Origin of the sequence: Sporosarcina sp. FSL K6-3457, from assembly GCF_038007285.1 — a bacterium.
Taxonomy (GTDB): Bacteria; Bacillota; Bacilli; order Bacillales_A; family Planococcaceae; genus Sporosarcina.
In genome coordinates this window covers 3,463,323-3,489,412 of sequence record NZ_JBBOWX010000001.1, presented here as the reverse complement: position 1 = coordinate 3,489,412, position 26,090 = coordinate 3,463,323, and the positions used below count along the sequence as shown (strand labels likewise).

General features: G+C 41.1%; 23 protein-coding genes. 14 read left to right on the top strand and 9 right to left on the bottom strand.

Going from position 1 to position 26,090, the window contains the following annotated elements:
- Positions 1–20: 20 nt before the first annotated feature.
- Positions 21–2,444, bottom strand: coding sequence for an EAL domain-containing protein (locus N1I80_RS17130; RefSeq protein ID WP_340739050.1), 2,424 nt, complete (start codon positions 2,442–2,444; stop codon positions 21–23).
- A 208-nt stretch (positions 2,445–2,652) separates the two neighbouring features.
- Entirely contained in the window at positions 2,653–4,593 is a 1,941-nt protein-coding gene (locus tag N1I80_RS17125) for a translation factor GTPase family protein (protein WP_340739049.1), read from the bottom strand.
- A gap of 119 nt (positions 4,594–4,712) precedes the next feature.
- Here N1I80_RS17125 and N1I80_RS17120 point away from each other — a divergent pair, with 119 nt between their 5' ends.
- Positions 4,713–4,889 (top strand): hypothetical protein, encoded by a 177-nt coding sequence (locus N1I80_RS17120; RefSeq protein WP_340739048.1) that lies wholly within the window; start codon positions 4,713–4,715, stop codon positions 4,887–4,889.
- Positions 4,890–5,308: 419 nt separating this feature from the next.
- Here N1I80_RS17120 and N1I80_RS17115 read toward each other — a convergent pair whose 3' ends face one another.
- Positions 5,309–5,584, bottom strand: coding sequence for a hypothetical protein (locus tag N1I80_RS17115; RefSeq protein ID WP_340739047.1), 276 nt, complete (start codon positions 5,582–5,584; stop codon positions 5,309–5,311).
- Between the two features lie 282 nt (positions 5,585–5,866).
- On the opposite strand from N1I80_RS17115, the gene N1I80_RS17110 reads away from it, so the two are divergent.
- Positions 5,867–7,099 (top strand): MFS transporter, encoded by a 1,233-nt coding sequence (locus N1I80_RS17110; protein WP_340739046.1) that lies wholly within the window; start codon positions 5,867–5,869, stop codon positions 7,097–7,099.
- A 1-nt stretch (position 7,100) separates the two neighbouring features.
- Here the strand turns inward: N1I80_RS17110 and N1I80_RS17105 are convergent, their stop codons facing one another.
- A complete protein-coding gene (locus N1I80_RS17105; protein ID WP_340740079.1) occupies positions 7,101–7,946 on the bottom strand; it encodes an AraC family transcriptional regulator in 846 nt (281 codons plus the stop codon).
- Between the two features lie 229 nt (positions 7,947–8,175).
- Between N1I80_RS17105 and N1I80_RS17100 the strand changes: the two genes are divergently transcribed.
- The 5 genes from N1I80_RS17100 to N1I80_RS17080 all read left to right on the top strand — a co-directional run bounded on the left by N1I80_RS17100 (position 8,176) and on the right by N1I80_RS17080 (position 13,555).
- Positions 8,176–9,462, top strand: a complete 1,287-nt coding sequence (locus tag N1I80_RS17100) for an RNA-binding domain-containing protein (protein WP_340739045.1) — start codon at positions 8,176–8,178, stop codon at positions 9,460–9,462.
- 71 nt (positions 9,463–9,533) lie between these two features.
- A complete protein-coding gene (locus N1I80_RS17095; RefSeq protein WP_340739044.1) occupies positions 9,534–10,376 on the top strand; it encodes a class I SAM-dependent methyltransferase in 843 nt (280 codons plus the stop codon).
- A 14-nt stretch (positions 10,377–10,390) separates the two neighbouring features.
- A complete protein-coding gene (locus N1I80_RS17090; RefSeq protein ID WP_340739043.1) occupies positions 10,391–11,689 on the top strand; it encodes an alkaline phosphatase family protein in 1,299 nt (432 codons plus the stop codon).
- 66 nt (positions 11,690–11,755) lie between these two features.
- Positions 11,756–13,018 carry an MFS transporter gene (locus N1I80_RS17085; protein WP_340739042.1) on the top strand — a complete coding sequence of 421 codons (1,263 nt, stop codon included), beginning with the start codon at positions 11,756–11,758 and terminating at the stop codon, positions 13,016–13,018.
- Positions 13,019–13,081: 63 nt separating this feature from the next.
- Positions 13,082–13,555, top strand: a complete 474-nt coding sequence (locus N1I80_RS17080; protein WP_340739041.1) for an 8-oxo-dGTP diphosphatase — start codon at positions 13,082–13,084, stop codon at positions 13,553–13,555.
- A gap of 553 nt (positions 13,556–14,108) precedes the next feature.
- Here the strand turns inward: N1I80_RS17080 and N1I80_RS17075 are convergent.
- Positions 14,109–14,423, bottom strand: coding sequence for a hypothetical protein (locus tag N1I80_RS17075; RefSeq protein ID WP_340739040.1), 315 nt, complete (start codon positions 14,421–14,423; stop codon positions 14,109–14,111).
- Positions 14,424–14,491: 68 nt separating this feature from the next.
- The gene (locus N1I80_RS17070; protein WP_340740078.1) at positions 14,492–14,893 is read right to left on the bottom strand and encodes a helix-turn-helix domain-containing protein; all 402 of its coding nucleotides are present in this window, start codon (positions 14,891–14,893) and stop codon (positions 14,492–14,494) included.
- Positions 14,894–15,051: 158 nt separating this feature from the next.
- On the opposite strand from N1I80_RS17070, the gene N1I80_RS17065 reads away from it, so the two are divergent.
- Positions 15,052–15,507 carry a GNAT family N-acetyltransferase gene (locus tag N1I80_RS17065; RefSeq protein WP_340739039.1) on the top strand — a complete coding sequence of 152 codons (456 nt, stop codon included), beginning with the start codon at positions 15,052–15,054 and terminating at the stop codon, positions 15,505–15,507.
- Between the two features lie 72 nt (positions 15,508–15,579).
- Here N1I80_RS17065 and N1I80_RS17060 read toward each other — a convergent pair whose 3' ends face one another.
- A complete protein-coding gene (locus N1I80_RS17060; RefSeq protein ID WP_340739038.1) occupies positions 15,580–16,209 on the bottom strand; it encodes a CBS domain-containing protein in 630 nt (209 codons plus the stop codon).
- Between the two features lie 122 nt (positions 16,210–16,331).
- On the opposite strand from N1I80_RS17060, the gene N1I80_RS17055 reads away from it, so the two are divergent.
- The 5 genes from N1I80_RS17055 (at position 16,332) to dacB (ending at position 22,850) form a co-directional block, all read left to right on the top strand.
- Positions 16,332–16,976, top strand: coding sequence for a LytTR family DNA-binding domain-containing protein (locus tag N1I80_RS17055; RefSeq protein WP_340739037.1), 645 nt, complete (start codon positions 16,332–16,334; stop codon positions 16,974–16,976).
- Between the two features lie 147 nt (positions 16,977–17,123).
- Positions 17,124–18,638 (top strand): acetyl-CoA hydrolase/transferase family protein, encoded by a 1,515-nt coding sequence (locus N1I80_RS17050; protein ID WP_340739036.1) that lies wholly within the window; start codon positions 17,124–17,126, stop codon positions 18,636–18,638.
- A 123-nt stretch (positions 18,639–18,761) separates the two neighbouring features.
- Entirely contained in the window at positions 18,762–20,471 is a 1,710-nt protein-coding gene (locus N1I80_RS17045) for a methyl-accepting chemotaxis protein (protein WP_340739035.1), read from the top strand.
- Positions 20,472–20,633: 162 nt separating this feature from the next.
- Positions 20,634–21,317 (top strand): GNAT family N-acetyltransferase, encoded by a 684-nt coding sequence (locus N1I80_RS17040; RefSeq protein WP_340739034.1) that lies wholly within the window; start codon positions 20,634–20,636, stop codon positions 21,315–21,317.
- Between the two features lie 9 nt (positions 21,318–21,326).
- Positions 21,327–22,850, top strand: coding sequence for a D-alanyl-D-alanine carboxypeptidase/D-alanyl-D-alanine endopeptidase (gene dacB / locus N1I80_RS17035; protein WP_340739033.1), 1,524 nt, complete (start codon positions 21,327–21,329; stop codon positions 22,848–22,850).
- A gap of 255 nt (positions 22,851–23,105) precedes the next feature.
- Here dacB and rluF read toward each other — a convergent pair whose 3' ends face one another.
- On the bottom strand, positions 23,106–23,810 hold the full coding sequence (rluF, locus tag N1I80_RS17030) for a 23S rRNA pseudouridine(2604) synthase RluF (protein WP_340740077.1): 705 nt from the start codon (positions 23,808–23,810) through the stop codon (positions 23,106–23,108).
- A gap of 692 nt (positions 23,811–24,502) precedes the next feature.
- Positions 24,503–25,060 carry a peptide deformylase gene (gene def, locus N1I80_RS17025; protein ID WP_340739032.1) on the bottom strand — a complete coding sequence of 186 codons (558 nt, stop codon included), beginning with the start codon at positions 25,058–25,060 and terminating at the stop codon, positions 24,503–24,505.
- Positions 25,061–25,192: 132 nt separating this feature from the next.
- On the opposite strand from def, the gene N1I80_RS17020 reads away from it, so the two are divergent.
- A complete protein-coding gene (locus N1I80_RS17020; protein ID WP_340739031.1) occupies positions 25,193–25,828 on the top strand; it encodes a YkyA family protein in 636 nt (211 codons plus the stop codon).
- The last annotated feature ends 262 nt before the right edge of the window (positions 25,829–26,090 follow it).

Sequence of the window (26,090 nt, the reverse complement as noted above, 5' to 3'; positions counted from 1 at the left end):
TGTGCCTGCCATCGTTATGCCTATCGATTGTTGCGTAAAAACTCTTCGACTTGTTCAGTAGAAAGTGGTTTGGAATACAGGTAGCCTTGTACTTCATCGCACTGTAATTGTTGTAAGAAGTGTTCTTGTTCAACTGTTTCAACACCTTCTGCAATGACCGTCAAATGTAGATTTTTTGCTAGGGTAATAATCGTTTTGATAACTGCCTGATCACCTGAATTGAGCCTTTGTATAAAGGCTTGGTCAATTTTTAAGTGGGTAATCGGAAATGTTGTTAAGTGGCTAAGTGAAAAGTAGCCGGTTCCAAAGTCATCAATACTGACACTTACACCAAGGTCTCTAAGCTGTCGAAGCGTGATTTCACAGTTTGCTTTGTCATATATCGTGCTCTCCGTGATATCCAAGTTAAGGCATTCGGTTTGTAGTCCGGTTTTGGCTACTATTTCTGTTAGCTGTGCGGCGAAAAGGGGTTGCTTAAACTCCTGAAAGGAAATATTCACACTTACTTTTAAGTGAGGAAAGCCAACCATCTGCCACTTTTTCATTTGTGCACATGCGGTTTCGAGCACCCACTGTCCAATCGGTATAATTAATCCTGTCTCTTCAGCGATGGGAATAAATCGAGAGGGAGCAATCGTCCCCAGTGTTGGATGTTGCCATCGAATAAGTGCTTCCAATCCAGTCAATGCCCCTGATTGTAAATTAAATAATGGTTGGTAATGAAGTTCAAATTGATTTTTCTTTAGCGCTTGCCGGAGCTCTGATTCAATCATCGTTTTCTCGATCATATCACGATGCAATTTCTCCGTGAAAAATTGAAAATTATTTTTGCCATTATCCTTTACTAAATACATGGCTGAATCAGCATTTGTCATTAACGTATCATAATCATTTCCGTCTTTCGGGAATAGGCTGATTCCGACACTTGAACTTACAAATATTTCATGATTATGAATGATAAAGGGTTTGGACATTTCTTCAACGATTCTTGAAGCCGCCGCTTCTGTTATAGAAGCTGGCGCGGAAGGTAATAAAATAACATACTCGTCTCCGCCAAGCCGCGCGACAATATCCTCTTTACGGACACAATGTCGAAGCCTTTCCCCGACTAAAATGAGTAGTTGATCCCCAATCGAATGTCCCATCGAATCATTAATGTTTTTAAAGCGATCAAGATCGATGAACATGATGGCAAATGTTTCATCTGCCTTTTCGGAGTGTTCAAGGACCTCGTTCACTTTCTTTTGGAATACACGTCGATTAGGTAAGCCAGTCAAATGGTCGTAATAGGCCATATGCTCAACTAGTTTTTCGGCCTCTTTATGCTTTGTAATGTCTGTTGCCGTACCGACAACTTCTATAACGGCATCATTTTCAAAAATGGGTGATAAGTAAATAAGAAATGTTTGATTAAGAAAAGGTAGTTCAAATTGTGTCGCTTTCCCTTGAAGTGCAGTCCTAAAATAATATGTGAATTGCTTGAGCTCATCTTCAGAATAGATATGTTGAAGTTGATTTGATGTAACGTTCTCCGCAGTAATGCCAAACTTTTCAGCTGTTTTTCCTTCGAAAAGTGTAAATATAATTTTATTATTTTGATTTACAGTATATTTGAAAATGGCATTTTGAAGATTCTTTACAGTTAGGCGAAAGTCATTTTTTAGAGCTATTTCAAGCGCTTGTTCTGCACTTTTTCTATCTGAGATATCTGTCCGGATGGCGATGTATTGATAGGGTTTTCCATCCGTATCTAGGAAAGGGACGATTGTCGTGCTTACCCAATATTCCTTGCCGTCCTTTGCCCGATTTTTAATTTCACCTTTCCAAATCTCCCCGCTGCTGATTGTTTGCCATAAATCTTTGAAAAAGCTTTTTGGATGAAAGTTTGAATTGACAATTCGGTGTGTTTGCCCAATTAGTTCCTGTGCTGTATACTTTGACAGTTTACAAAAGTTATCGTTGACGTATGAGATAACCCCTTGGCGATTAGTGACTGCAATTGCGGCAGACTGGTCAAGTGCATTTTCAATAGTTAGAAGCCTTTCAAGCGTTTGCTCGTATGATTCATTGGCAATCACTTTAGCTGTAATAGCAATATCTAAGGATATAAATTGAGTGATTTTTCCGTCCTCTCCATGTATGGGGAAAGTCGTTGCATATACCCAGTAAGGCGATTTGTCTTTAGCAAAGTTTTTCAGCTGTCGTTGCCATACTTTGTTTGTAGTAAATACCTTTTCCATCTCGGATACAAATTTTTCAGCTGTGTAGTCTGGATTTACTAATCCGTAATTTTGTCCAATCAGTTCTTCTTGACTGTATTTTGAAAGGTCGCAAAATAGTTGATTTACGTATGTGATGGTTCCGTTAGAATCAGTAATGGATATACAAAACGTCTCTTCTAACGGAAGTGAAATAGATGATATATCTTTAATTCCCGTCAGCATTATAAAACAATTCCTTCCTGTATCTATATGTTCAATCATTTTCAAACACATGGCAGTTTAAAAGGGATTAAATTACGATTTACTTTCAATGAAAAGTAATCACGGTTATGCATATTTCTTAATAATAACATTTAATATATAACTTATCTACTAGAGTGAGTTGGAAAACTAATCCTTTGGTAACGCTTTTAGACAAGGAGTGACGGAATTATAAACAATGCATCGCATTTTCAGCTTCATGCCAAGGGACTGGGTAACCTTTCCCTTTTGCAAGGAAAATGGAAATAGATGTGTACTCTGGATCTGCATCTTTGTTGTAATTAATCATATCGATGACTTGTGCTTCGTTATGACAACGATCATAGCCACCAAATTGTAGACTTAGTGTTCCTTTTCCATGGGTGAAGGAAGAGAAAGTGGCACTATAATTCATAAAAGTGGCAACGGGCACTCTTCCTTTGACCAGCACTTTATCACCCATTGTTTCGGGGGGCTCAAAATTTCCATGTGCTTGTTGGATGTCTGATAGGACACGGCCAATATGCTCTAAGGCTACTTTGACTTTATAATCGTAGTACGGTTCAAGTACTACACTTTTGGCTTGTTCTAATCCTTGCCGTAAAGCTCGATAGGTGGCCTCTCTAAAGTCTCCACCGGATGTATACTCATTATGTCCTCGTCCTGTCAGCAATGTGATTTTGACGTCGGTAAGGGCGGAGCCGGTTAGTAGTCCATGATGGTCGCGTTCAAATAGATGGTGACGGACTAGGTTTTGATTGCCGATGGACAGGTCATTGGCGTGACAGACATTGTCGAAGGAGATGCCACTATTTCGTTCCGCAGGTTCAATTTTTAAATGGACTTCTGCATAATGCCTGAGCGGCTCAAAATGGCCATAGCCGTTAACGGTTGTTTCGATCGTTTCTTTGTATAGAATTTTTGGTTCACCGAAAGAGACGGTGAATTGAAATCGTTCTTTGATAATTTCCTTCAATACCTCAAGTTGGATGACACCCATGACATGCACGTGAATTTCTTGAAAGTGTTCATCCCAAAAGACACGGAGGGAAGGGTCTTCGGCATCTAATAGATTGAAGCATCTTAATACTTCTTTGGTGTGGATGGATACATCAAAGATGACCTTTGATTTCAGCGTAGGAATTAAATCGAAGGTCACTTTTTCTTGTAGTGTCCCCACCCCGTCACCTATAGCTGCGTTTGTCAGGCCTGTCACTGCGAACAATTCACCAGCGTGCACGTGGTCAACGGCTTTGTATTTATATCCACTATAGACACGAATTTGGGTGATTTTCTCGGTATGCTCCCCATAATTAACTTCGTCCCGAACGCGCAGCGTACCTCCAAGTGATTTAAGGAACGTGACCCTGTTGCCGCTATCATCGTGTCGGATTTTATAGACCTGTGCGGCAAAGTCCTTGGCATCATCGTAGAAAGTCTCTGTTAGCGCATCAAGTTTCGTGAAAAATTCAATGATGCCGACGTCTTTTAGTGCGGAACCACTGGAGCAAGCGAAGACTTTATTGTCCCGAATCATAGTTTTTAGTGTTTGCAGCCATAGATCTTTGTCATAGCCAGACTCCATATAGGTTTCAAGCAGTGCTTCATCGCGTTCAGCAATAAATTCAATGAGCTCTTCCTGCATGATGCCTTCATGGAAAGCTGTTGTGAGATCGCAAACGTCTTCCGACAGATTTTCGCGAATTTCTTGCATGATCCTAGCTAGATCCGTTCCTTCACGATCGATTTTATTGATGAAGAAAAATGTAGGTACTTGGTGTTTACGTAGTAGCTGCCAGACGGTTTCAGTATGACCCTCTACACCGTCACTGGCGCTAATAATGATAATGGCATAGTCCATCACTTGAATGGCGCGTTCCATCTCTGGAGAAAAGTCGACATGTCCGGGTGTATCGATAATGGTATAGGTGGAATTGTTATACGAGATAACTGCTTGATCTGCGAAAACGGTAATGCCTCGCTCTTTTTCGATAGTGTGACTGTCGAGAAATGTGTCTTTATGGTCAACGCGTCCCCGCTGTTTAATGCTATTTGTATGATAAAGAAGTTGTTCTGAAAATGTTGTTTTTCCTGCGTCTACGTGTGCAAGAATACCAATTGTTTTATACATAATGCCACTCCGTTCTATTTCTTGCTGTTAGAAGTAGTATAGCAAATCTGAATCGGGTAGATGAGCGTTATGCAGTGGTATACTAAGAAGAGAAAATAAATGTTGAGGAGGTTTGGATTATGCAGTATTCAAAACCGAAGATGGAGCAGCTTGTGAAAAATGACGCGGAGCTGAAAAAGAGGCTGAGAGAAGTGATGAAAGAGCATGACTTGGAGAAAAGTTTTGCGTTAAAGGCGTTGTATCACTCTGTCGTCAAAGATGGCGGGATCTATCAGAAGGCATATCAGGAGCTTTAATACCTTTAGAAGCGTGTAGAGTGAAATGAGGCTCTTCACGCATTCTTTAAGTTATGCCCTGAGTAGTTACCAAGCGTGATGTGAAACATTATTATTTACAAATGAAATATACAGACACTTCATTTCCACATGGTCTATACATCAAAATAATAGAGGGAGAACTAAAGATAAAAAAACAGATGCACGGATTGGATAAGTTTCACGAAGAACAGTTCTCGGATGACTAATTTGCCTTCATAGCCGGATATACAGAAGTCGGAACGCCATATGGCATTACTTGGGAGGAAGCGGGTAATGCGGGAGGTAGATCTTGGCGATGAGGATATGCCTTTTTTATGTTTCTGCCCAGGAGAGTACGTTTAAAGAGGCAAAAGAAAAAGCCGCCCAAATGAACGGCTTCCTCTCTATGTTAATTCGTATTAAAATTCTCCCAATGTCGCCCCTAATAGAACAACGACAAATACTATATAAATAACCGCCAGCGCTAACCCGATAGCTGTCCAGATTAAATATGCTTTTGCAAACGTAGTTTTTGCAGACTTATCTCCAAATGCCCAAATAAAAAGCATTATTAGATTTACAATTGGTATTGCTAACAATAGTAACGTTACTACCCAATTTCCTACCGTCATTTCTGGGTACCTGTTATTCTGATACTGTTGTTGCCCCGTACTTTCATTTTGTAAACTAACCATTCTTAAATTTCCCCCTCATCTTAGTGTCCTAACATTTAATTATTAGATTGCTTTAATCTCTTCTGATACATTTTTTTACGTACCAGTTTAAGTAATTCCATCCTATTAGGATTGGATTATACTACATCTGTATTGTATACCAAGTTGTGGATTTATGTAACACCAAAATTATCATCGTCATTTTCCAATAGCCTTGAATACAGGTCCATTTTTTTCATTATCGCAAATATGGACAAGAAATCGATTGTCCTTCTCCTTATAATCAAGTCGAGGAGGAATAAAATGAATAGATTACAGACAAAAGATCCGTATCGAGTATACATTATTACTTGTTTCTTATCACAATTATTTTTCACATTTATCTTTACAGTAAATTTGTTATATCACGTGAAAATTGTAGGACTAAGTCCGCTACAGCTCGTATTAGTGGGAACTGTATTAGAACTATCTGTTTTCCTTTTTGAAATTCCAACTGGCGTTGTTTCGGATTTGAAAAGCCGGAAACTTTCCATCATCATTGGTTACTTTTTAATAGGAATCGGTTTTTTAGTCGAAGGATTGTTTCCGTTCTTCATCACTGTACTATTGGCTCAAGTGGCATGGGGGATAGGTTATACGTTTACAAGCGGTTCCCAGCAAGCCTGGATTGCGGATGAAATTGGCGAAGAGCGTGCTTCGTTAGCCTTTATAAGAGGTGCAAAGGCGGGGAATCTCGGGCAAGTTATTGCAATCCCATTAAGCATTTTAACAGGTTATTTTATGATTCATTTACCAATTATCATTGGCGGATTATGTATGATTGGGTTAGCGGTCTATTTAATCATTTTTATGAAAGAAGAAAACTTCAAACCATTCAAGAAAGCAGAAAGAACATCTGCGTGGGGAAGTATGAAGAGCAACATGGGCAAAATTATTTCGCACTCCAAAGCAAGTTTCATTATGAGAATGCTATTCCTTATTGCCTTGTTTGTTGGATTTTATAGTGAGGGCTTCGATCGTTTATGGATATCCCACTTTTTAGAGGTCTCCAATCTATCGAACTTGGCGGACGAACAATTGGTTATGGTAATGGGGGGTATTCAGTTTCTCATCGTGCTTGTTTCCTTTGTAGCACTTCATTGGATGAATCGAAGTGCTATCCATGGGAATCTTAGACATATTTATGTTTTCCTTTTTGTCGGAAGTGTATTGATTATCATCTCGTTGATAGGTTTTGCATTGTCATCCTATGTCATTGGTTTACTCGCTTTCTATATAGTTATCCAGGTGATAAGGCAAGTCATGTATCCATTGGAGGACATTTGGCTCAATAAAATCATTCCTGATTCCTCCACACGCGCAACCTTCTTTTCAGTAAAAGGCCAAGTAGATGCAATTGGTCAAATTGGCGGAGGTCCGGTTATTGGCGTTGTGGCATCAGGTTTTACAATAAAAACAGCAATCATTGTGAGTGCAATACTATTAACGCCTGTATTATTTTTATATAAGATAATTTTGAGACAATCCAAGGAATAAGTCACTCCTTGGATTTTTCTTTAATCGGCAAATAGATTTCCATATAAATTTTTTCATATTCCCAGTGATGGCAGTGTTCATCATAATATTCAAAGTCATAGCTTGTTTCATCGACTTCATAAAGCGATTCTGGAAGCCAATCTTCTAAAATGTATTGCCATGTCCCTTTTATGGAGGAGACAAATTGTTCAACTGTAACGAGTGGAGTTCTAAAAACAGCATAAGTTGTATCTGGAATTTGTAGCGCTGTCAGTCCAGTAGGTAACTGAACGTTTTGATCGTAATTGACTGCAAACAAATAAGTAAATCTGTCCTCTATGTCTTGACTGCTTAGATTGATACAATATTCCCCATGTTTTTCAGGAGTTAGGGCTTCATACAATGTGCTTTCGATTGCTTCATCTGAAGAAATTCTTTGATCCCAAAAGGCTGGGGCATCTCTTGTGTAGGAAATATTTTCTATAGTGCTTTCAAATGTTTTACCGGCAATATCGAAAGCGGGCCTCTGTACAATTTTCGGCTGCATGATAATGCCACCTACCCTTTTTTCACGGAGGCTTAATAGATTGAGTTTTTGGGGTAATGATATAGGACAATGAAATCGATATAGGCTTGGTGGACTACCAAAAACTTTTTTGAAAGCTTTTGTAAAGCCAGAATGTGTCTCAAAACCATAGTCCAAAGCGATTTGGATGACTTTTTTACCTTGTGCTAAATCGTATAATGCGTATTGCAATTTTCTTTTTAAGACATAATCCATAATGGTGTACCCGATATTTTTATCGAAAATTCGATAAAAATGATAAGGAGAATAGCCAACTAATTTAGCTAGTTCCTCAGGTTTGATGTCCTCTTTAATATGTACCTCGATATAATCGATGACTTGTTGTAGTAGTGGTAACTGTTGGATAGCTATCGCCTCTTTACTTCAAATAATTCTATTGGACTGTATTAACGCAATTCGCTGAAGGGTTTTGAATAAATATTATCATGGAAAGGGAAAACTGGAAATAAATAATGTGAAAAGTAATCGATTATAATCGATTTAATCGATAAATTAATGAGGAGGGCTAGAAATGTATGAGGAGAGTTCGGCAATTGAGTTGAAACGTCAGGTAACGGATGGGTTGAAAAAAGAAGTTATCGCCTTTATAAATACAAATGGTGGAACAATTGTTATTGGAGTGGAGGATGACGGTTCCGTGATAGGGCTTCCGCATGCACAGCAGGATCTTGAGTCGATTAGTAGCATGTTACGTGATAGCATCAAATCCGATGTGCTTGTGTATACACAGGCTGAAATAATATCGATAGAAGGGAAGGAAGTTATTGAAATTGAGATTGCCAGAGGAACTAGGAGACCTTATCATCTAGCTAGCAAAGGGATGAAGCCATCCGGTGTTTTTGTGCGTCATGGGACGACCGTAAATCCAGCATCAGACGAGGCAATCCGTAAGATGATTATGGAGTCGGATGGCACAAGTTTTGAAAATATACGTTGTATGAATCAAACTTTGGCATTTGATTATGCTGAGCGGTTGTTTACTGAAGAGGGATTGTCTTTTGGGCAAACACAGCAAAGGACGCTTGGGATTATGAATGAGGAAGGGTATTATACGAATCTTGGTTTACTGTTATCGGAGCAATGTGAGCATACTGTCAAATGCGCGCGTTACCAAGGGATTACGAAGTTGGAGTTTCGAGATCGTAAGGAATTCGGTGGTTCGCTTTTAAAGCAAGTGAATGATGTATATGACTATTTACAAATGCATAATGCAAGTGTGGCTGAATTTAATGGGCTGCAGCGAATCGAAACATCAGAATATCCAAGTGATGCGCTACGCGAAGCATTGATCAACGCCGTGGTGCATCGTGATTACGGATTTAGTGGCAGTATTTTAATCCATATTTTCGATGATCGAATCGAGATTGTTTCGGTAGGTGGTTTGGTTCAAGGTCTGTCTGTCGAGGATATTGAATTAGGGATTTCACAAAGCCGTAACTCCAAATTGGCGAACTGTTTTTATCGATTGAAATGGATTGAGAGTTATGGAACGGGGTTACAGCGGATAAGAGAAAGTTATGCAGGTGTAAAGCAAGAACCATTTTGGGAGATTGGACCAAACGCTTTCGTTGTTACATTGCCAAAAAAGGATTTAGTGTCATTGAAAAAGGATCAAGGTGTTTCGTTAAATTTGATGGGTTGGATGAAGCAACATGAGACTTTTACGAGTAAAGAATTAGAAAACTATCTTGATAGAAGTAAATCATCCGTTCGTCAGTTGATAACTGAACTTGTTGCTTCAGATGTGATTGAACGCATGGGGCGTGGGCCTGCGACCAAGTATCGTGTGAAAATGTGATTAGCTAATAGAGGGAAAGTACTTAGTTTAATCGAACTGTACTTTATAGAAAGTGGATTTGGGGTGCGTATATGAGCGAGGAAATGATTGAAACCATTGTTAAATGTATGTCGTCTGATAAGGATATGAATGCTGTTCAACGAATTCAGACGGAGCATCGTTTGAAGTTGGTGCAGGCATGGGGAATTAAAGAAGGTAGCCGTGTCTTAGAAATTGGCTGTGGACAAGGGGATACGACGGCTGCATTGGCGTATGTCGTTGGAGAAGCGGGGTTTGTCCACGGCGTGGATATTGCGGCTCCTGATTATGGAGCGCCCATCACAGTCGGCGATGCTGCTCGTTACTTACAGCAATCGGTTTTAGGTAAACAGGTTCAAATGGAGTTCAACGTTGATGTTTTAGCGGCGGATGTTGATTTTCCAGAAGATAGTTTTGATTATATTGTGTTCTCGCATTGCTCGTGGTATTTGAGGTCGTTTGAGGAACTGGAAGCTATTTTGGAGAAGAGTAGAAAATGGGGCAAGCGCTTATGCTTTGCGGAATGGGATGCGCGTATTCAAACGATTGAGCAATACTCTCATTTTTTGGCTGTTCTGATTCAATCGCAGTATGAGTGCTTCAAGGAAAGCAGTTTGTCTAATATACGTACGCTATTTACGCCCGATGATGTCAAGCGGATTGCGCAAAGTGCGGGATGGACGGTTACTAATGAACAATCTATTCATTCGCCACAGTTGCAGGATGCGAAATGGGAAATTACGATGACGTTAGATGATTATAAAGAGGAGATTAGTAAACTTGATGATGTGCCTGAAAAATTAAAGTTACTCATTCAATCTGAAGTGACTTTATTGGAACAAACTCGTAGCACTCAGCCAATGTCCACGTATGTATTCTGTGCTAATCAATCATAAAAAGGAGGCATCGTATGACACGTTTAACAGATCATTTACTTGTACTTTCATTTGATTGTTTATCGTCACTTGATCTTCCGATGTTAGAGACGCTGCCGCATTTTCAGGAGCTGTTGGACAAGGCGGCGATTTGTAGAGAGGTCGAGACGATTTACCCGTCGGTGACGTACCCGTGTCATGCGAGTATTGTGACAGGGAATTTTCCAAATCGGCATGGCGTTGTGACGAATACGTTGCTTCAGCCGAATCGATCGTCGCCAGATTGGTACTGGCATCGTCGTCATATCAAAGGGACAACGTTATATGATGAGGCAAAAAAAGCCGGATTGTCGACCGCGGCATTGCTATGGCCTGTGACGGCAAAGGCGAAGATTGATTATCATATGCCTGAAATTTTTGCGAATCGCCCATGGCATCACCAAATTGCTGTGTCCTTTATGAATGGTAGCAAGCGGTATCAGCTTGAGATGAATAATAAGTTTGGACATCTGCGGAAGGGGATTGCTCAGCCGGAATTGGATGATTTCGTGACTGCATCGACTGTACATACGATTCAAACGAAAAAACCGAACCTGATGCTGGTTCATTTGGTAGACCTTGATACACAACGCCACCATCATGGCTTTTCATCAGAGGGAGCACATGTAGCTATTCATCGCCACGATAGACGGCTCGGTGAGATTTTGGCGGCTTTGAAGGATAGTGGCATGTACGACCAGACGACGATTGTCGCGCTGGGGGATCATAGTTCACTGGATCACTCGAGGGCCGTTAAGTTGAATGTGTTACTGAAGGACAGTGGTTTGATTCAATTGAATGGGCACGGCATGGTGAAAGATTGGCAGGCATATTGTAAGAGTAATGATGGTTCGGCTTATATTTACGTAAAGGATGAGCAGGTGAAGGATAGAGTGCGTGCGCTGCTACACTCCCTTGCGGTTAATGAAGATAATGGTATTGAATTTGTATTGGAAGGCGCTGAGGCAGGACTACGAGGGGCGGACGAGCAGGCTGCTTTTATGGTGGAGGCACGTTGTGGTTTTTATTTTACAGAGCATGTAGATGGAGAGCCGATTGATTTCATTGCAGCGGAGGATGTGGCGGCAGGTAAGTATACACACGCATCTCACGGCTATTCGCCTGGAAAAGAGAATTACTCGACGGTTTTTATTGCGAAGGGGAAAGGGATTCAGCCGAATGTAGAAATTGAGCATATGCGGTTGGTTGATGAGGGACCGACGTTTGCAAGATTGCTAGGGCTGGATTTAGGGGAGACAGATGGTAAGGTGATGGAGGAGTTTTTGCAGTTTTAGTAGATTGAATATTTACAACGTTTACATTCATTTTCATGTAGACTGTCTATAGGAAGGGGTGTGGGGATGAAGAAGTATACGAAACAAGAGAATAGTTGGATTTTCTATGATTGGGCGAACTCGGCGTATTCCATCATTATTACTACGGCGGTTTTTCCGCTATATTATAAGGCGGTTGCGACAGATGCTGGCGTGAGTTTGTCTAATTCGACGGCGTATTTGGGCTACTCAGTTGCCATTGCAACATTCATATTGGCAATGATTGGGCCGATTTTAGGGGCGATTGCAGATTACGAAGGGTTAAAGAAGAAGTTTTTCTTGTTCTTCTTCCTAATGGGGACAGTATCTACTATCTCATTGGCATTTGTACCGGGGGATAATTGGTTGTGGTTATTAATTATTTACGTCATTACTGCAGTGGGTTTTCATGGCGCAAATATATTTTATGATGCGTTTCTCATTGACGTCACACCAGAAAAGCAGATGAACCATATATCTGCCCGTGGTTTTGGTTTAGGGTATATCGGGAGTACGATTCCATTTATTATTAGTATTGCTATTATTTTATTGGCGCAAAATGAAGTACTTCCACTTGCGGTGTCTATGGCGAGTAGGCTTGCCTTTGTCATTACAGCCATTTGGTGGTTTGTCTTTACGATCCCGATGCTGAAAAATGTGCATCAGCTTCATGGCGTGAAACGTGAGCCGAATATACTCGGTGGTAGTTTCAGACGTCTTGGTGGGACATTTAAAGAAATTCGTAAATATCGGACAGTGTTTTTATTCTTACTCGCTTATTTCTTTTATATCGATGGTGTTGGAACGATTATTAATATGTCAACGGCTTACGGAACTGATTTAGGGATTGACTCGACAAGTCTTCTTATTATTTTGTTTGTCACGCAAGTAGTAGCTGCACCATTTTCGATTCTTTACGGTAAACTGGCGCAGAAATTCACAGGGAAAAAGATGCTGTATGTCGGCATTTTTGTTTATATTATCGTTTGTATTTATGCGTATTTCATGAAAACAACGATGGACTTCTGGATATTGGCGATGCTTGTTGCAACGTCACAGGGCGGCATCCAGGCGCTTAGTCGTTCCTATTTTGCTAGAATTGTCCCGAAAGAAAAAGCAAACGAGTTTTTCGGCTTCTATAATATTTTCGGGAAATTTGCATCCGTCATGGGCCCTTTATTGGTGGCGTTGACGACGCAGCTGACAGGGAGCTCCGCAAATGGTGTATTCAGCCTCGTTGTGTTGTTCGTTATCGGGCTTGCTATACTTGCGAAAGTTCCAGAACCAGATGATAAAGTGAACGCTGCTTAACTAGAAAAGCGAGGTGCACTGTGAGAGGTGTCCTCGCTTTTTGGTATGTGTTGAATAGGGAGGATGTATGATGTGGTTAATTATAAAATATGGACGGTTTGCATGATTCAAGATGGCGATAAAGTCTTACTGTTAGATAGACAACATGATCATTTCAAAGGTTTTATCCCGCCGGGTGGACAGGTGGATTTTCCGGAAAGTATCGTCGAAGGAGCAATCCGGGAAGTCAGAGAGGAAACAGGGTTAGAAGTTGAGAATCTAGTGTACAAAGGTCTTTATGAATATGTGAATCCGGTTGCTAATGACAGGTATATGATCTTTAACTATCTGACAAAAGATTTTACAGGTGAATTGCTAGACAATCCACCTGAAGGCAAACTGGTTTGGGCACCTATTGAAGACTGTCTCAATTTGCCGATGCAACAGTCGATTCGAAGAAGGTTTCCTTTATTCTTTGAAGAGGGTACTTTTGAAATTCAGGTGACATGGGATGATGCAAATAATCGAGAAGGTGAAGTTCGCATAAGGAGAACATAAAGGTGTTTAATAGTTCCCCATATGTAATATGATAATGGTAAGCAAAATTCCACTTGTCACAATATAATGGGACCAATTATTTTTTCCGTAAAGAGCCAAACCATTAAGTATTCTCGAAGTGATAATAATGATACTTGCGGCGATTAGCCAAATGAAGGAGAGGTCTGTGAGAAATGTCATAATACCGAGTACCAGGAGCCCCAGGTGACTGACTGTGAAGAAGGAAAGCGAAACTTTAAGAAAGTGATACAAGGAATGGTGGAAGAATTGGAGAAGTTAGTTTGAATGTAGGATGAGTTATTTAATTTGGGAATAAAAGGTGTTCTAAATGCTATGCGGAGTTATAGTCTGAAACTGCGATTGTCTAGGCATAAATACAAAAAGAAACGCTCGGGGATAGGTACTACGGGCGTTTCTTCATAATTCTTGGTCTAATTCAAAGAAGTCTTTAATGTTTGCTGTGACTAAAATAGCATCTTCAATGTAAGCGGTATAGAGTATTCGTGCGTCGGACACACCACCGTATTCCATTTTGTCTCTACCAATATCCTCTTTAAAATTTAGAACGAACGTAAGAAGTTACTTGTCTGTTCTTATGTTCAATTTCTGGGGATAAACGACTCGGTGAGACTTCTTGACAAAGTTCTAATAGACCTGCAATTTTACGGTTTTCTTTCTCGGGTAAGTTAAATGATTGAACTTCTAGTTCACGAATAACCTCTCTTGGTACTAGAAGAATAGCCTTCCCATTTTTGAATTCAAGTAAAGCGTTTTTCCAAAAAAGTTTGGCTGCTCTTCGTAAATTGTCACTACCGGTTGGGTTCACTGCGTATCTAAATATATTTGTATCTAGTGTATATGATTTCAACTTCCTCATCGACTCCCTGACAATCTACTCTACATCGTCTAGGTATTCGAGAACTGTTTCTGCGATGTTTATGGATTGTTTTTTAGTTTTGCTCGTTTTTCAATGAACTTATCCCAATTTGGTTTATCCATAAATTGCTCAGTGTCAATTCGCCATTTGCCACTACCTTCTAGCGTTTGGTGGGATTTAAGTTTCCCGTCAGAACAGTGTCTTCGGACCATCTGTGGTGTAATTCCTAGAATTTCAGAGACATCACGAACAGTAATAAAATCCGGAATATTGAATTGCTTACTCAAAACTTCAAAAGCTTCTTTCTTCTCTATTTCGCTAAGTTCTTGATAAAGTCTTTCTCGCTCTCTTTCAAGCTCTTCTTGAAGCATCAGGACTTTGACAAAGTTTATTGATTTTTGGCTCAGCATCGCTTGTTCTTCCGTTATTTGTGGTTTATAGTCATCAAGAATTGTTGGCATATTATCCACCTCTTTCACCTCCATTATAACTCACATCGTTTAGTAAATAAAGAAATAAACGAAACAAAGGAAACACCTTGCTATAGTATATACTTGGAACTCGAAAAAGATACGTCATAATAGTTTGAGCCTTAAAATTAAATGAAAGGAGAATCACATTGATAAAGAAAATAGACATTACAAATTCCCAATTTGCTGAAGAGGTACTAAGCGTTCAACTCCCTTCGTATCAGGTAGAGGCAGAGTTGATTGATTTCTATGATATCCCACCGTTAAAGGATACGGTTAGCATGTTGCAACGATGTGGAGAAATGTTCTATGGCTGTTATGTCGATGGAGAGTTGGGCGGAGTCATTTCTATAAAAATAGAAGTGGGGATCATTGATATTCATCGATTAATGGTGCATCCCAAACACTTTAGAAAAGGAATTGCCGGGAGGTTGCTGGAGTTCATTGAAGGTTGTGGAGAAGGTGATGAAACCCTGATTGTATCAACAGGTTCTAAAAATACACCAGCTATCTATTTCTATGAAAAAAGTGGATTCGTAAAAACGGGGGAAATGAAAGTAATGGAAGGTTTGTTGATCACTTCGTTTGAAAAGGAGCGGAAGTAAAAGTATTGTGTAACTATAAAAAGGCTAGTTCAAGCGAAATTGTTCGCTGTGATCTAGCCTTTTCTTTTTCATTCACTTTTGTTCAATACGGTCAATATGCAAAATTCTAAAACCATTCTTCTCCAGCTTGTGACTCAAGTTGTCAATATCGTCATCCGACTTATCACCCTCCAGCGTGATCACAACTCTTCGTGCCAAGACCGAACCATTATCCAGCGTAAACATACCTTCAATATTTTCGCCGCGTAGTGTTTTCGTTAGTTTTTCAATCATGCCTTTTGCTTCGGTTGATGAAATCGTGATATTAATACCACCTGTTGTTAAACCAAATGCATCCTCCAACACGCTTTCCACCTTATTATGCGTTAAGATGCCAATCAGCTTACCGTTTTCAACAACGCTTAAAAAAGGTAAAGATTTAATGTCAATTAAAGCATTCAAGAAAGAAGATCGCTCAGATATAAAGGCATCCTGGTGCTTCAACAATTGCTCGACAGATGTGTTTTTATCTCCGTCGTCCTCATAAATAAATTCAATCAAATGTACTTTGTAAATCATTCCTTTATAATTCTCATTACTGTCCACAACAGGAATGCATCGGTAGCCACTTTCTTTGATTTTGTTTAACACGTCCATAACAGTTTGCTCAGTATGTGCAATGATTACATCTTGTTTTGGTAAATATAAATCCCTAACTAGCATGTGACTTCCTCCCTTTGAGTTATCGAAATTTTTCGGATGTTATTATATAGTATTATAGTAGAAGGATTGAAGAGTAGACAAGCTATTTCGATATTGTCCGTCATAAAGGAGTTAATAACCGAATGGAAATTTTGAGTCTTAGTTCACTTTTAGATGTTGTAGGAGAATTATTTTCGGATGAAATCTCAATCGCCGTTTCTAATACAGAGGAGTATCTGTATTATCGTTCGAGCAAGCGGGTTGATTTGAAAATCCGACCAGGTGATTCTGTGAAGGAAGGGACGATTGCATACAAGGCGCTTCAGCAAGATCAGAAAGTGTCGGAGTTCATCAACCGTGATGTGTTTGGTGTTCCTTATCATGGTATGGCTGTACCGTTTCACCAGGAAGGCAAACTGGTAGGCTGTGTGACGGCCATTTACCCGGCTTATACGGATGGAAAATCTGTTGTGACAGTGAAAACACATGATGGTTGGATTCCTGTTCCTTTTGGCGATGTGAAATATATCGAAGTAAAGGATCGGAAGACGTATGTCGTTGCAAATGGCTTTTCCGGTTCCCACAAAAACTCATTGCAGAACTTTGAGTTTTTATTGCCGCGGGAATCGTTTGTGCGCTGTCATCGTTCATTCATCGTCAATGTCCACCATATTCAAGAGATTTACCCCGATACGCACTCGACATTTATGTTGTCAATGGACGATGGAACGCGGATTCCTGTCAGTCAATCGTATTCGAGTTATTTCCGTAAGCTGCTAGGTTTTTAAAGAGCCTTAGTATTTGATGAAAAAATGCTGCTTCAAGCAATGGAATATACGCTTCACGCAGTTATTCTGTATCCAAACCCGAAATCCTCTTTCATGTAAGCGCTTGATATATTATTATCTAAAAGTTATGAAAAGGGGCGGATGTAGATGGGAAATCATATGGATCGTATTAAAAATAGCCAATTGCGAGACGCGGTTGTCTCGGCGGAAGAAGCAGCTTCTTGGATTGAAGACGGCATGACACTAGGGTTAAGCGGATTTACGCGTGCGGGGGATGTTAAAGCAGTTCCGTTGGCATTGGTAAAGCGTGCTAAAACAGAGCAATTCAAAGTAAATGTGTTTACTGGAGCGTCTTTAGGCTCCGATATCGATCAATTATTCGCAGAAGCAGGTATTGTTAACAAGCGATTGCCGTTCCAAGCAGATCGCACGATGCGCAGTAAAATTAATGAGGGTGAGCATCTATTTGTTGACCACCATTTATCACAGACGGCCGAATTAATTCGTGCAGAAGTGATTGAATCGATTGATTTCGCAATTTTGGAAGCGATTTCAATAACGGAGGATGGAATGATGATTCCAACGACGTCTGTTGGGAACTCACTAACGTTTGCCACACATGCCAAGTCCATTATTATTGAGATTAACACTGCGCAGTCAACAAAGCTGGAAGGGTTACACGATTTGTATGATCCCGGAAAACAGGGTGAGCGTATGCCGATTCCACTAATGAAAGCGGATGATCGTATTGGGACGACTGGTATTCCAATCGATATGGCCAAGGTCAAAGGGATTGTCTTCACGCATCAGCTCGATTCGCCGTCGACGATTGAAAAGCCAGATCATGAAACAGAAATTATGGCGCAGCATTTATTGACGTTTTTACGTACAGAAGTGCAAGCAGGTAGGCTGACAGAGCGACTTGCCCCTTTGCAATCAGGCATTGGTTCGGTTGCGAATGCAGTTCTTCACGGCATGATTGACTCAGAATTCAAGGATTTAGAAGTGTATTCAGAGGTATTACAGGATGCGATATTTGATTTGATTGACGCTGGCAAGGTTCGTTTTGCATCTTGTTCATCTATCACACTTTCTGAGGACAAGATGGATCAGGTATTTAGTAATTTTGAGCAATATCGTGACAAACTTGTGATGCGTCCACAGGAAATTTCGAATCACCCAGAAATTATTCGCCGTCTCGGCTTAATCTCCATCAACACGGCACTTGAGTTAGACATCTACGGCAACGTCAATTCAACGCATGTGTCAGGGACGAAAATGATGAACGGGATTGGTGGTTCGGGTGATTTCGCTCGCAATGCACGTCTAGCGATTTTTGTGACGAAATCAGTAGCGAAAGGTGGCGACATTTCAAGTATCGTCCCGTTTGCTTCGCATGTGGATCATACAGAGCACGATGTCGATGTCATTGTGACGGAACAGGGCTATGCAGACTTACGTGGTCTTGCTCCACGCGAGCGTGTGGGACTTATCATCGAGAATTGCGCGCACCCGATGTACCGTGAGCAACTGCGCATGTACTATAGAGAAGCACTTGAAAGAGGTGGGCAGACGCCTCATGTATTGGAAAAGGCATTTTCGTGGCATACGAATTTAGCACGGCATGGCACGATGTGTGAACGTGTGGCAGAGCTAGTATAAGTATAACAAGAGCTAGGACGATGATGATCGTTCTGGCTTTTTTGATGAAAAATATTGTGTGTGAAAAAGTTTGAGAATGGGTAGATAGTGTGTATATGAATTGAAATAGGAGGGGGAGAAGAAATGGGGTTACGAAACGCTAGAATAGGTAGAAAACTATTTATTTTAATATCTCTATCAGTTGTTATTTTCTTCATAATTGGGGGAACAGGGTTTTACTTCATGCAACAAATGAAGCAAAACTCTGAACAAATGTATCAGGATGCACTGCTTCCTATTAAATGGCAATCCGAAATGCGTACAAACAATCGGGCTGTCGATGGTTATACGCTAGAGATCCTACTAGCGAAGGACAGGAAGGAGAAGCAGGTATTAGCGGATCTTATTGGTGAACGAATTGATAAGAATAAAGAGTTGGAAGTTAGTTTGGAAGGTAGCTTGTTATCTGCTACTACATTAGAAAAGATGACGCAATTTAGGGACAGCTACGAACTTTATCTAGCAGAGCTACAGAAGGTCGCGGAATTATCTTTTGCAGGGGATGATGATGCAGCTTACTCGGGATATCAACGAGAGCTTAAAGGTACATTGGAAAGCACGAATGCATTACTTGAAGAAATTGGTGTTTATTTAGAAGACTATGCAGATGAGTTGGATACAAGTATTACGGCTAGTGTTAAAACGGCCAATACGATTGTGATAATCGTTATTCTTGTAGCGCTTCTGTTAAAGATTTCACTAGGCATTGCGATTGCACGTATGATTACTAACCCGCTAAAAGAGATTGAGATACTAATGGTTGAGGCCGAACATGGTGATTTAACCGTAGAAGGCAAGTATCGTTCAAAAGATGAGATTGGTGTGTTAACGACATCCTTTAATAGCATGGTTGCTAGGTTACGCGACTTGATGAAGCAGGTTAATCATACGTCTGAACAGGTAGCAGCTTCCTCTGAAGAATTGACAGCGAGTGCCGAAGAATCTACGAAGGCGAGTGAAGAGGTGGCTCAGACAATTCAGGATGTCGCACATGGTGCGGAGCGCCAGGTTGAGGGTACACAGGAGAGCCAGAGGATTGTTGAGGAGATGGCTGGCAGTATTCATTTAATCGCATCGAATACGCAGGAAATTACCGCGAATGCGATTGAAACGTCACAGAAAGCGTTAGAAGGTAATGAAGCGATTCAATCAACGATTACACAAATGGGTTCTATCAATCAGACTGTTTCTCAGCTGTCGGGTGTGGTAGAGGGATTGGGTGAACGCTCCCGAGATATTGGTAATATTATTGAGGAGATTACTAATATCGCGACACAGACAAATCTGTTGGCGTTGAATGCAGCGATTGAGTCTGCAAGGGCAGGAGAGCATGGTAAAGGGTTTGCGGTTGTAGCGGATGAGGTGCGTAAATTGGCTGAACAATCGGCAGGCTCGGCCCAAACGATTGCCCAAATGATTGCATTGATCCAAGAAGAAACGCAAATCGCTGTTCGTTCGATGCAACAAACGACGAATGAAGTAACGGATGGTATAGAGGTTGTGAACAAGGCGGGCGAATCATTTGCACAAATCCGTACGTCTGTTGACGAGGTAGCTAATCAGTTACAGAGCGTTTCTGCCGCTGCTCAACAAATATCGGTAGGAGTCGATCAAGTATTGCAATCAGAGCATGTATTGGCTGAAATTGCAGAGGAAGCTGCGTCTGGTACACAAAATGTTGCGGCTTCTACTGAAGAGCAACTTGCCTCTATGGAGGAAATTGCAGCTTCTGCAGAGTCACTGGCGCATCTGGCTGTTGATTTGCAGGAGCAGATTGAGTTCTTTAAAGTATAAAAGCTTTGAAATCAAAAGAGTTGAGACGATATAATTATCGTCCCAACTCTTTTTTTCTGGGAGGAATGAAGTTCAATTTCTTCCCAGGCGAAATTTGTGTTTGTAAATTGCGTTGTTGCGGGTAGACTAAGCAACAGAAACTCACAAGTGGAGGCGCGAAAAATGGATATTCTATATAGCGGTATGTTGAGAGAGAGGGATTCTTTTTATATTCGGAGATTGCACCCGGAGGATGTTACAGCTATTTTACATGTGCAGCAGGAAGTGTTGTATGTACTGGATGACCCGAAATCATTGTCGTCCTTGTCGGAAGAAGAGTATGCATATATGTTGTCAGGCGGCGGTAAGATGGTAGGGGTCTTTGCAGATGGACGCTTAGTTGCGTTTCGTGCGTTACTTGTGCCGGCAATCGATGAGGAGCATCTAGGTCATGATATTGAGCTCGACTCGACTGAATTATCTTCTGTTGTTTATCAGGAAATATCGAATGTGTTACCACGCTATCGTGGGTATCGTCTGCAAAAGCTGATGGGGGACATATTAATGGAACAATTGCGGCGAGAGGAATTTAAGTATGTTTGTGCAACAGTTGCTCCGTATAATATTGCAGGCCTGAGGGACAAGTTTGCACAGCAAATGGAAATTGCTGCACTGAAGAAGAAGTATGGCGGCTTGCTGCGTTATGTTTTCGTGAAACATCTTCATGAAGACACGAGAGAATATGAAACGGAACAGTATATTCCGATGCAAGATACTAAATCACAACAAAAGCTACTGACTGAAGGTTGGCGTGGGACAGGCGTTTCTGGCAGCCCGGATGGCTGGCTTGTTCGGTATTGTAAATAAGGGAATGAGGTGAATGTACTGAAAAAGAATCGCGTCGTATTCCTTGCACTTCTCTTTATCCTAGTGTTTATGTTATTGCCGTTTGGTCAACGAAGAACGGAGAAACCAGCTACTGCATCGAACGAGATAATGCGGACTGTCAGTAAAATTCACGACTCTAATCAATTTAGCGAACTTCAAGACATGTTAAATGATTCAAGACTACAAGGTGCAACGACCACAATCAGTATCCGCAATGCAACGAGTGGAGAAATTATTTATGAGCAGCTTGGGGACACGCGAGTTCATCCAGCGTCTGTTATGAAATTGTTGACGGGTGCGGCGGCACTTGAAACTCTTGGACAAGACTATTCGTTCAAAACAGAATTGTACACGGACGGGGAAATTCGAGATGGAGAACTGCATGGCAATCTCTACTTACGAGGACAAGGGGACCCCACGCTAACGAAGCCTGATTTACGGGCATTTGTATCCGAATTAAAAACGCAAGGTATTCAGGTAATCAAGGGAAATGTATACGGAGATGATACTTGGTATGACAATGTTAGGCTTTCCCAAGATTTGAACTGGTCTGATGAACTAGTCCATACGGGCGCACAAGTGTCGGCACTGACATTGTCACCAAACAATGATTATGACGCGGGAACAGTTATTGTCGAAGCGACGCCTGCGAAAAAAGCTGGGCAAGCTGGAAAGGTTAGTATGGTCCCTGCCAATCGCTATATGACAGTCGTTAATCACACGAAGACAGTAGCGAAGGGTGGAAAGAAAAGCATGACAGTGGAACGCCGGCATGGCACGAATACACTTGTCGTTTCAGGTACGATTCCAGTCGGGGCGAAAAAAACACGTTCTTGGGCTTCTGTTTGGGAACCGACGAATTATACGGTCAGCCTATTCAAGCAGACAATCGAAGAACAAGGCATTACATTTTCTACAACTTCAAAAGTTGAAATTGGAATCGTTCCTAAAGGGGCAACTTTATTGACAGTGAAACAATCGATGCCGCTGAGTGAGTTGTATATTCCGTTCATGAAGCTGAGCAATAATGGACATGCCGAGGTACTTGTCAAAGAGATGGGGCAAGTGGTTGGTGGCCAAGGTAGTTGGAATAAGGGACTAGCGGTCATGGAAACGACATTGGCTGATATGGGAATGGATATGACGACGCTGTTACTGCGAGATGGATCAGGCATGTCGCATAAAAACCTTGTCACAGCTAATGAAGTGACTCGTTTATTGTATGCTGCTCAATCGAAATCATGGTATCCGGTATTCTTGAATTCACTACCAGTGGCGGGGAATGAAGAGCGATTTGTCGGAGGCACCTTGCGGAATCGGATGAGAGGAACCGAGGTAGCGGGCAATGTTCGAGCGAAAACAGGTTTACTAAATGGTGTTACTGCTTTGTCAGGGTATGTCGAAACGAAGAGTGGGGAGACGCTTATTTTTTCGATTATGGTTAATAATTATTTGAGTGGTACGGTGAGTGAAGTGGTGGATGAGATTGTTATTATGCTTGCGAATTATTAAGTGAATCACCGTTGAAGAAGGAAGCTAGCAAAAAAGCGGATGTGTTCAAATGGTGAGCCAAAGATCCTAGAATGACGATAACTCTGCCCAATTGATCGATAACTTTGCTGAAATGATTGATAATCTCTTGCAAATGATCGATATTAGCTTTGAATTGATTGATAATATCCGGCAATTGATTGATAAGTTTTCAGCGGAATATAAAGCTAGGGCTGTCCAAAAAGTTTTCACTAACTTTTTGGACAGCCCTATTTTTTATCGTTTTGGTTTGTAATTCATCATGCTAAACATTTCTGCTAGCTCTTCTTGTGTCAAATCACGCCATTGTCCATTTTGTAAATTATCCAAGTGGATGTTAAGGATACGTGTACGTCGTAAGTTTTGGACATTGTAACCGAGCGCAGAACACATACGGCGAATTTGGCGGTTGAGTCCCTGCGTTAAAGTAATATTGAATTTGCATGGTCCAAGTTGTCTTACTTTGCAGGGTTTTGTTGTGGTGCCAAGTATGTTGACGCCCGATTCCATTTTGTCGATGAAAGTTTTCGTGATGGGATGGTCGACGGTGACGATGTATTCTTTTTCGTGGCCGTGTTCCTCACGCAGTATTTCATTGACGATATCGCCGTCATTTGTTAGAAGAAGTAGTCCATCTGAGTCCTTGTCGAGCCGCCCGATATGGAAAATGCGGAGGGGATGGTTGATGAAATCGACGACATTCCCTTCGATATGGCGTTCTGTCGTGCTGGTGATGCCGACGGGTTTGTTGAGTGCGATGTAGACGAGCTGTTCTTCCGTTTTAACGGGTTTCCCATCGGCACGAACGTCGTCACCTTCTTGTACTTTGCTGCCTAGTTCCGCCAGTTGCCCGTTGATGGTAATACGTCCATCTTCAATCCATTTATCTGCACCGCGACGGGAAACGATTCCCGCTTCGCTTAAATATTTATTAATCCTCATTGCTGTCACCCTATCCAGGAAATTTCTTTCCTCTATTGTAGCGCGTTGTCGGAGAATGTTCAAAATTAGGTGTGTGGAATAAACTTGGGAAGTGTAATTTATAGGGGGTAGGGAACAGATTGCGAGGTATAGAACATCATGCTTGTTGATTTAACAAAAAGTAACTTAATCAAACACTAGGCATTCTGTGTATAGTAGCTTTGGTTCGCTTTAGATTGAACGACGTCTATACTAATGCTTTTAGGGAAGAAAGAATAGCTGGCTTTTTACTTGGATAAAAGCCGCCAAAGATACAATTTTGGCAGCTGAAGCTTTTACCATGGTCCTTCCCACTGTTATTTTAGGAAGTGGCACATTCTTATAAGACTTGCTAAAAGTAAAGTGGGAGCACCTTATACGACGTGCAAGAGTGCCCGAAATTGCATCTTCGGGCACTTACACTCGCTATAGAAAGTCATCTATTCTTTTCTTTCCAAACAACTGCATTTTTCACTTGAACGCTGTAGGTACGCGACAGGCAAGTATTCACAATAAGATGACACACCTACTTCTACAGTAATCATGTCGTGAATAGTTAGCCGAAAGCGAACCGGAAATGCACCAGTGAAAATGGAGGTTTTCAAGCTTTTACTTATCCGTGATTTATACAATTAAATGGTCAATCAACAGACGTGTGAAAATACAGCTTCTTATTAATCACGCTCAAAAGGAATGGCGTTAGGAATTTCTTTGAAAGGCGAATTTTTATCGATATGATCGTAGAACATGACACCATTCAAGTGATCAAGCTCATGTTGGAAAGCGATGGCTGCGAGACCCTTCAAACGTTTTTTGTATTCTTTCCCTTCAAGGTCGAACGCTTTAATGGTAATTCGAGCGTAACGAGGTACATAGCCTTCAACTTCACGATCCACGGATAGGCAACCTTCTCCCGCAGTCAGGTAAGTCTTTTCGACAGAATGGCTGACGATTTTGGGGTTAATCGCAATGATACTGAGTGGTTCACGGTCTTCCTCTGTAATATATAGTGCAAATATTCTTTTTGAATAATTGACTTGTGGCGCTGCTAAACCGATTCCGGGGCGCAGGCCATATTGTTCACATATATCATCGTTCTGGCTATTTATGACATAGTTAAGTAAGTCCTCACTGAGCTTGCGATCAGCCTTTGATAGTGGGAATGGCACTTCTTCTGCACGTTTGCGAAGAGCAGGGTGTCCTTCACGAACGATATGTTCCATTAAAATCATCGTACAAACTTCCTTTCGGTTATACTTATACTACTAGTATAATCGAATAGGAAATTAGGGGAAAGGATTTCAACACGCTCTTGAATATAGAAATGAAAAAAGTTATAGTCTAGGGGAATCGGAGGGGTTAAATTGAAAAAAATAATTATGGTTTTTCTGTTAGCGATTGTACTTGCTGGCTGCACGGTTGGTCCATCTGTTGAACAGCAATTGGCAGGCACGATGGCGGCGCTGAACGATGCGGAACAAGATTATCGAGATGCACAAGCTGAACTGACAAGTCTTGAACAATCTGAACAACAACTATTCAATGAAACGATGAAATTGACACAACAGCAGCAAGAGGAACTAACTCTTCAGGTTGCTGATCTTGAAGGGTCACTGCGTAAACGTTTAGAGAAGTTGGAGCAAGAAGAAGCTTCCATAGGCAAGGCGCAGGCTTCCGCAAAAGATTTGGAGACGATACTTGAAAAAGCAGATGAACAAGCAAAGAGTGATATCGAAAAACTGCAAATGACGATTAACGAGCGTTACGAGTCACATGCGGAATTTATCACTTCTTATAGAGAACTTGCGTCGTTACAGCAGCAATTATATGAAATGCTGCGTGCTGAAGGAACCCAATTGACGGAGTTGACGAAGCAGGTCGTTGAAGTGAATGCCCAAAACGAAACTGTTCAATCGACTGTCACTCAATTCAACGACCTAACGGAACAAGTAAATCGTTTGAAGGATGAAGTGTTTGCGAACCTGCAACAAGGGGAATAACTGAAGTAGAAGGGCAAGGAAGCTTGTTTTCCCGCCCTTTTTCTTTTTGCGGATAAGTTACGCTATAGAAATTTCATGCCTAGTCCCTGGGGCCAGTTGTGACAGGCGCACTGTGTTTTTGTTCTTTTGAAAGTGTAAAGTAATTATTAAACTATTATAATACAGATGAAATATTGTACTAACACAGGTAAGCGCTTACTATAAAATTCGATATTGAAGATAGACTATGAGACATGCGATTCCTATGTTTGACCATTGCGTT

Bases quoted from the DNA above. Each gene is read 5' to 3' on its own strand.
- N1I80_RS17130 (WP_340739050.1), bottom strand. From the start codon at position 2,444: ATGCTGACGGGAATTAAAGATATATCATCTATTTCACTTCCGTTAGAA.
- N1I80_RS17125 (WP_340739049.1), bottom strand. From the start codon at position 4,593: ATGTATAAAACAATTGGTATTCTTGCACACGTAGACGCAGGAAAAACA.
- N1I80_RS17120 (WP_340739048.1), top strand. From the start codon at position 4,713: ATGCAGTATTCAAAACCGAAGATGGAGCAGCTTGTGAAAAATGACGCG.
- N1I80_RS17115 (WP_340739047.1), bottom strand. From the start codon at position 5,584: ATGGTTAGTTTACAAAATGAAAGTACGGGGCAACAACAGTATCAGAAT.
- N1I80_RS17110 (WP_340739046.1), top strand. From the start codon at position 5,867: ATGAATAGATTACAGACAAAAGATCCGTATCGAGTATACATTATTACT.
- N1I80_RS17100 (WP_340739045.1), top strand. From the start codon at position 8,176: ATGTATGAGGAGAGTTCGGCAATTGAGTTGAAACGTCAGGTAACGGAT.
- N1I80_RS17095 (WP_340739044.1), top strand. From the start codon at position 9,534: ATGAGCGAGGAAATGATTGAAACCATTGTTAAATGTATGTCGTCTGAT.
- N1I80_RS17090 (WP_340739043.1), top strand. From the start codon at position 10,391: ATGACACGTTTAACAGATCATTTACTTGTACTTTCATTTGATTGTTTA.
- N1I80_RS17085 (WP_340739042.1), top strand. From the start codon at position 11,756: ATGAAGAAGTATACGAAACAAGAGAATAGTTGGATTTTCTATGATTGG.
- N1I80_RS17080 (WP_340739041.1), top strand. From the start codon at position 13,082: ATGTATGATGTGGTTAATTATAAAATATGGACGGTTTGCATGATTCAA.
- N1I80_RS17070 (WP_340740078.1), bottom strand. From the start codon at position 14,893: ATGCCAACAATTCTTGATGACTATAAACCACAAATAACGGAAGAACAA.
- N1I80_RS17060 (WP_340739038.1), bottom strand. From the start codon at position 16,209: ATGCTAGTTAGGGATTTATATTTACCAAAACAAGATGTAATCATTGCA.
- N1I80_RS17055 (WP_340739037.1), top strand. From the start codon at position 16,332: ATGGAAATTTTGAGTCTTAGTTCACTTTTAGATGTTGTAGGAGAATTA.
- N1I80_RS17050 (WP_340739036.1), top strand. From the start codon at position 17,124: ATGGGAAATCATATGGATCGTATTAAAAATAGCCAATTGCGAGACGCG.
- N1I80_RS17045 (WP_340739035.1), top strand. From the start codon at position 18,762: ATGGGGTTACGAAACGCTAGAATAGGTAGAAAACTATTTATTTTAATA.
- N1I80_RS17040 (WP_340739034.1), top strand. From the start codon at position 20,634: ATGGATATTCTATATAGCGGTATGTTGAGAGAGAGGGATTCTTTTTAT.
- rluF (WP_340740077.1), bottom strand. From the start codon at position 23,810: ATGAGGATTAATAAATATTTAAGCGAAGCGGGAATCGTTTCCCGTCGC.
- def (WP_340739032.1), bottom strand. From the start codon at position 25,060: ATGATTTTAATGGAACATATCGTTCGTGAAGGACACCCTGCTCTTCGC.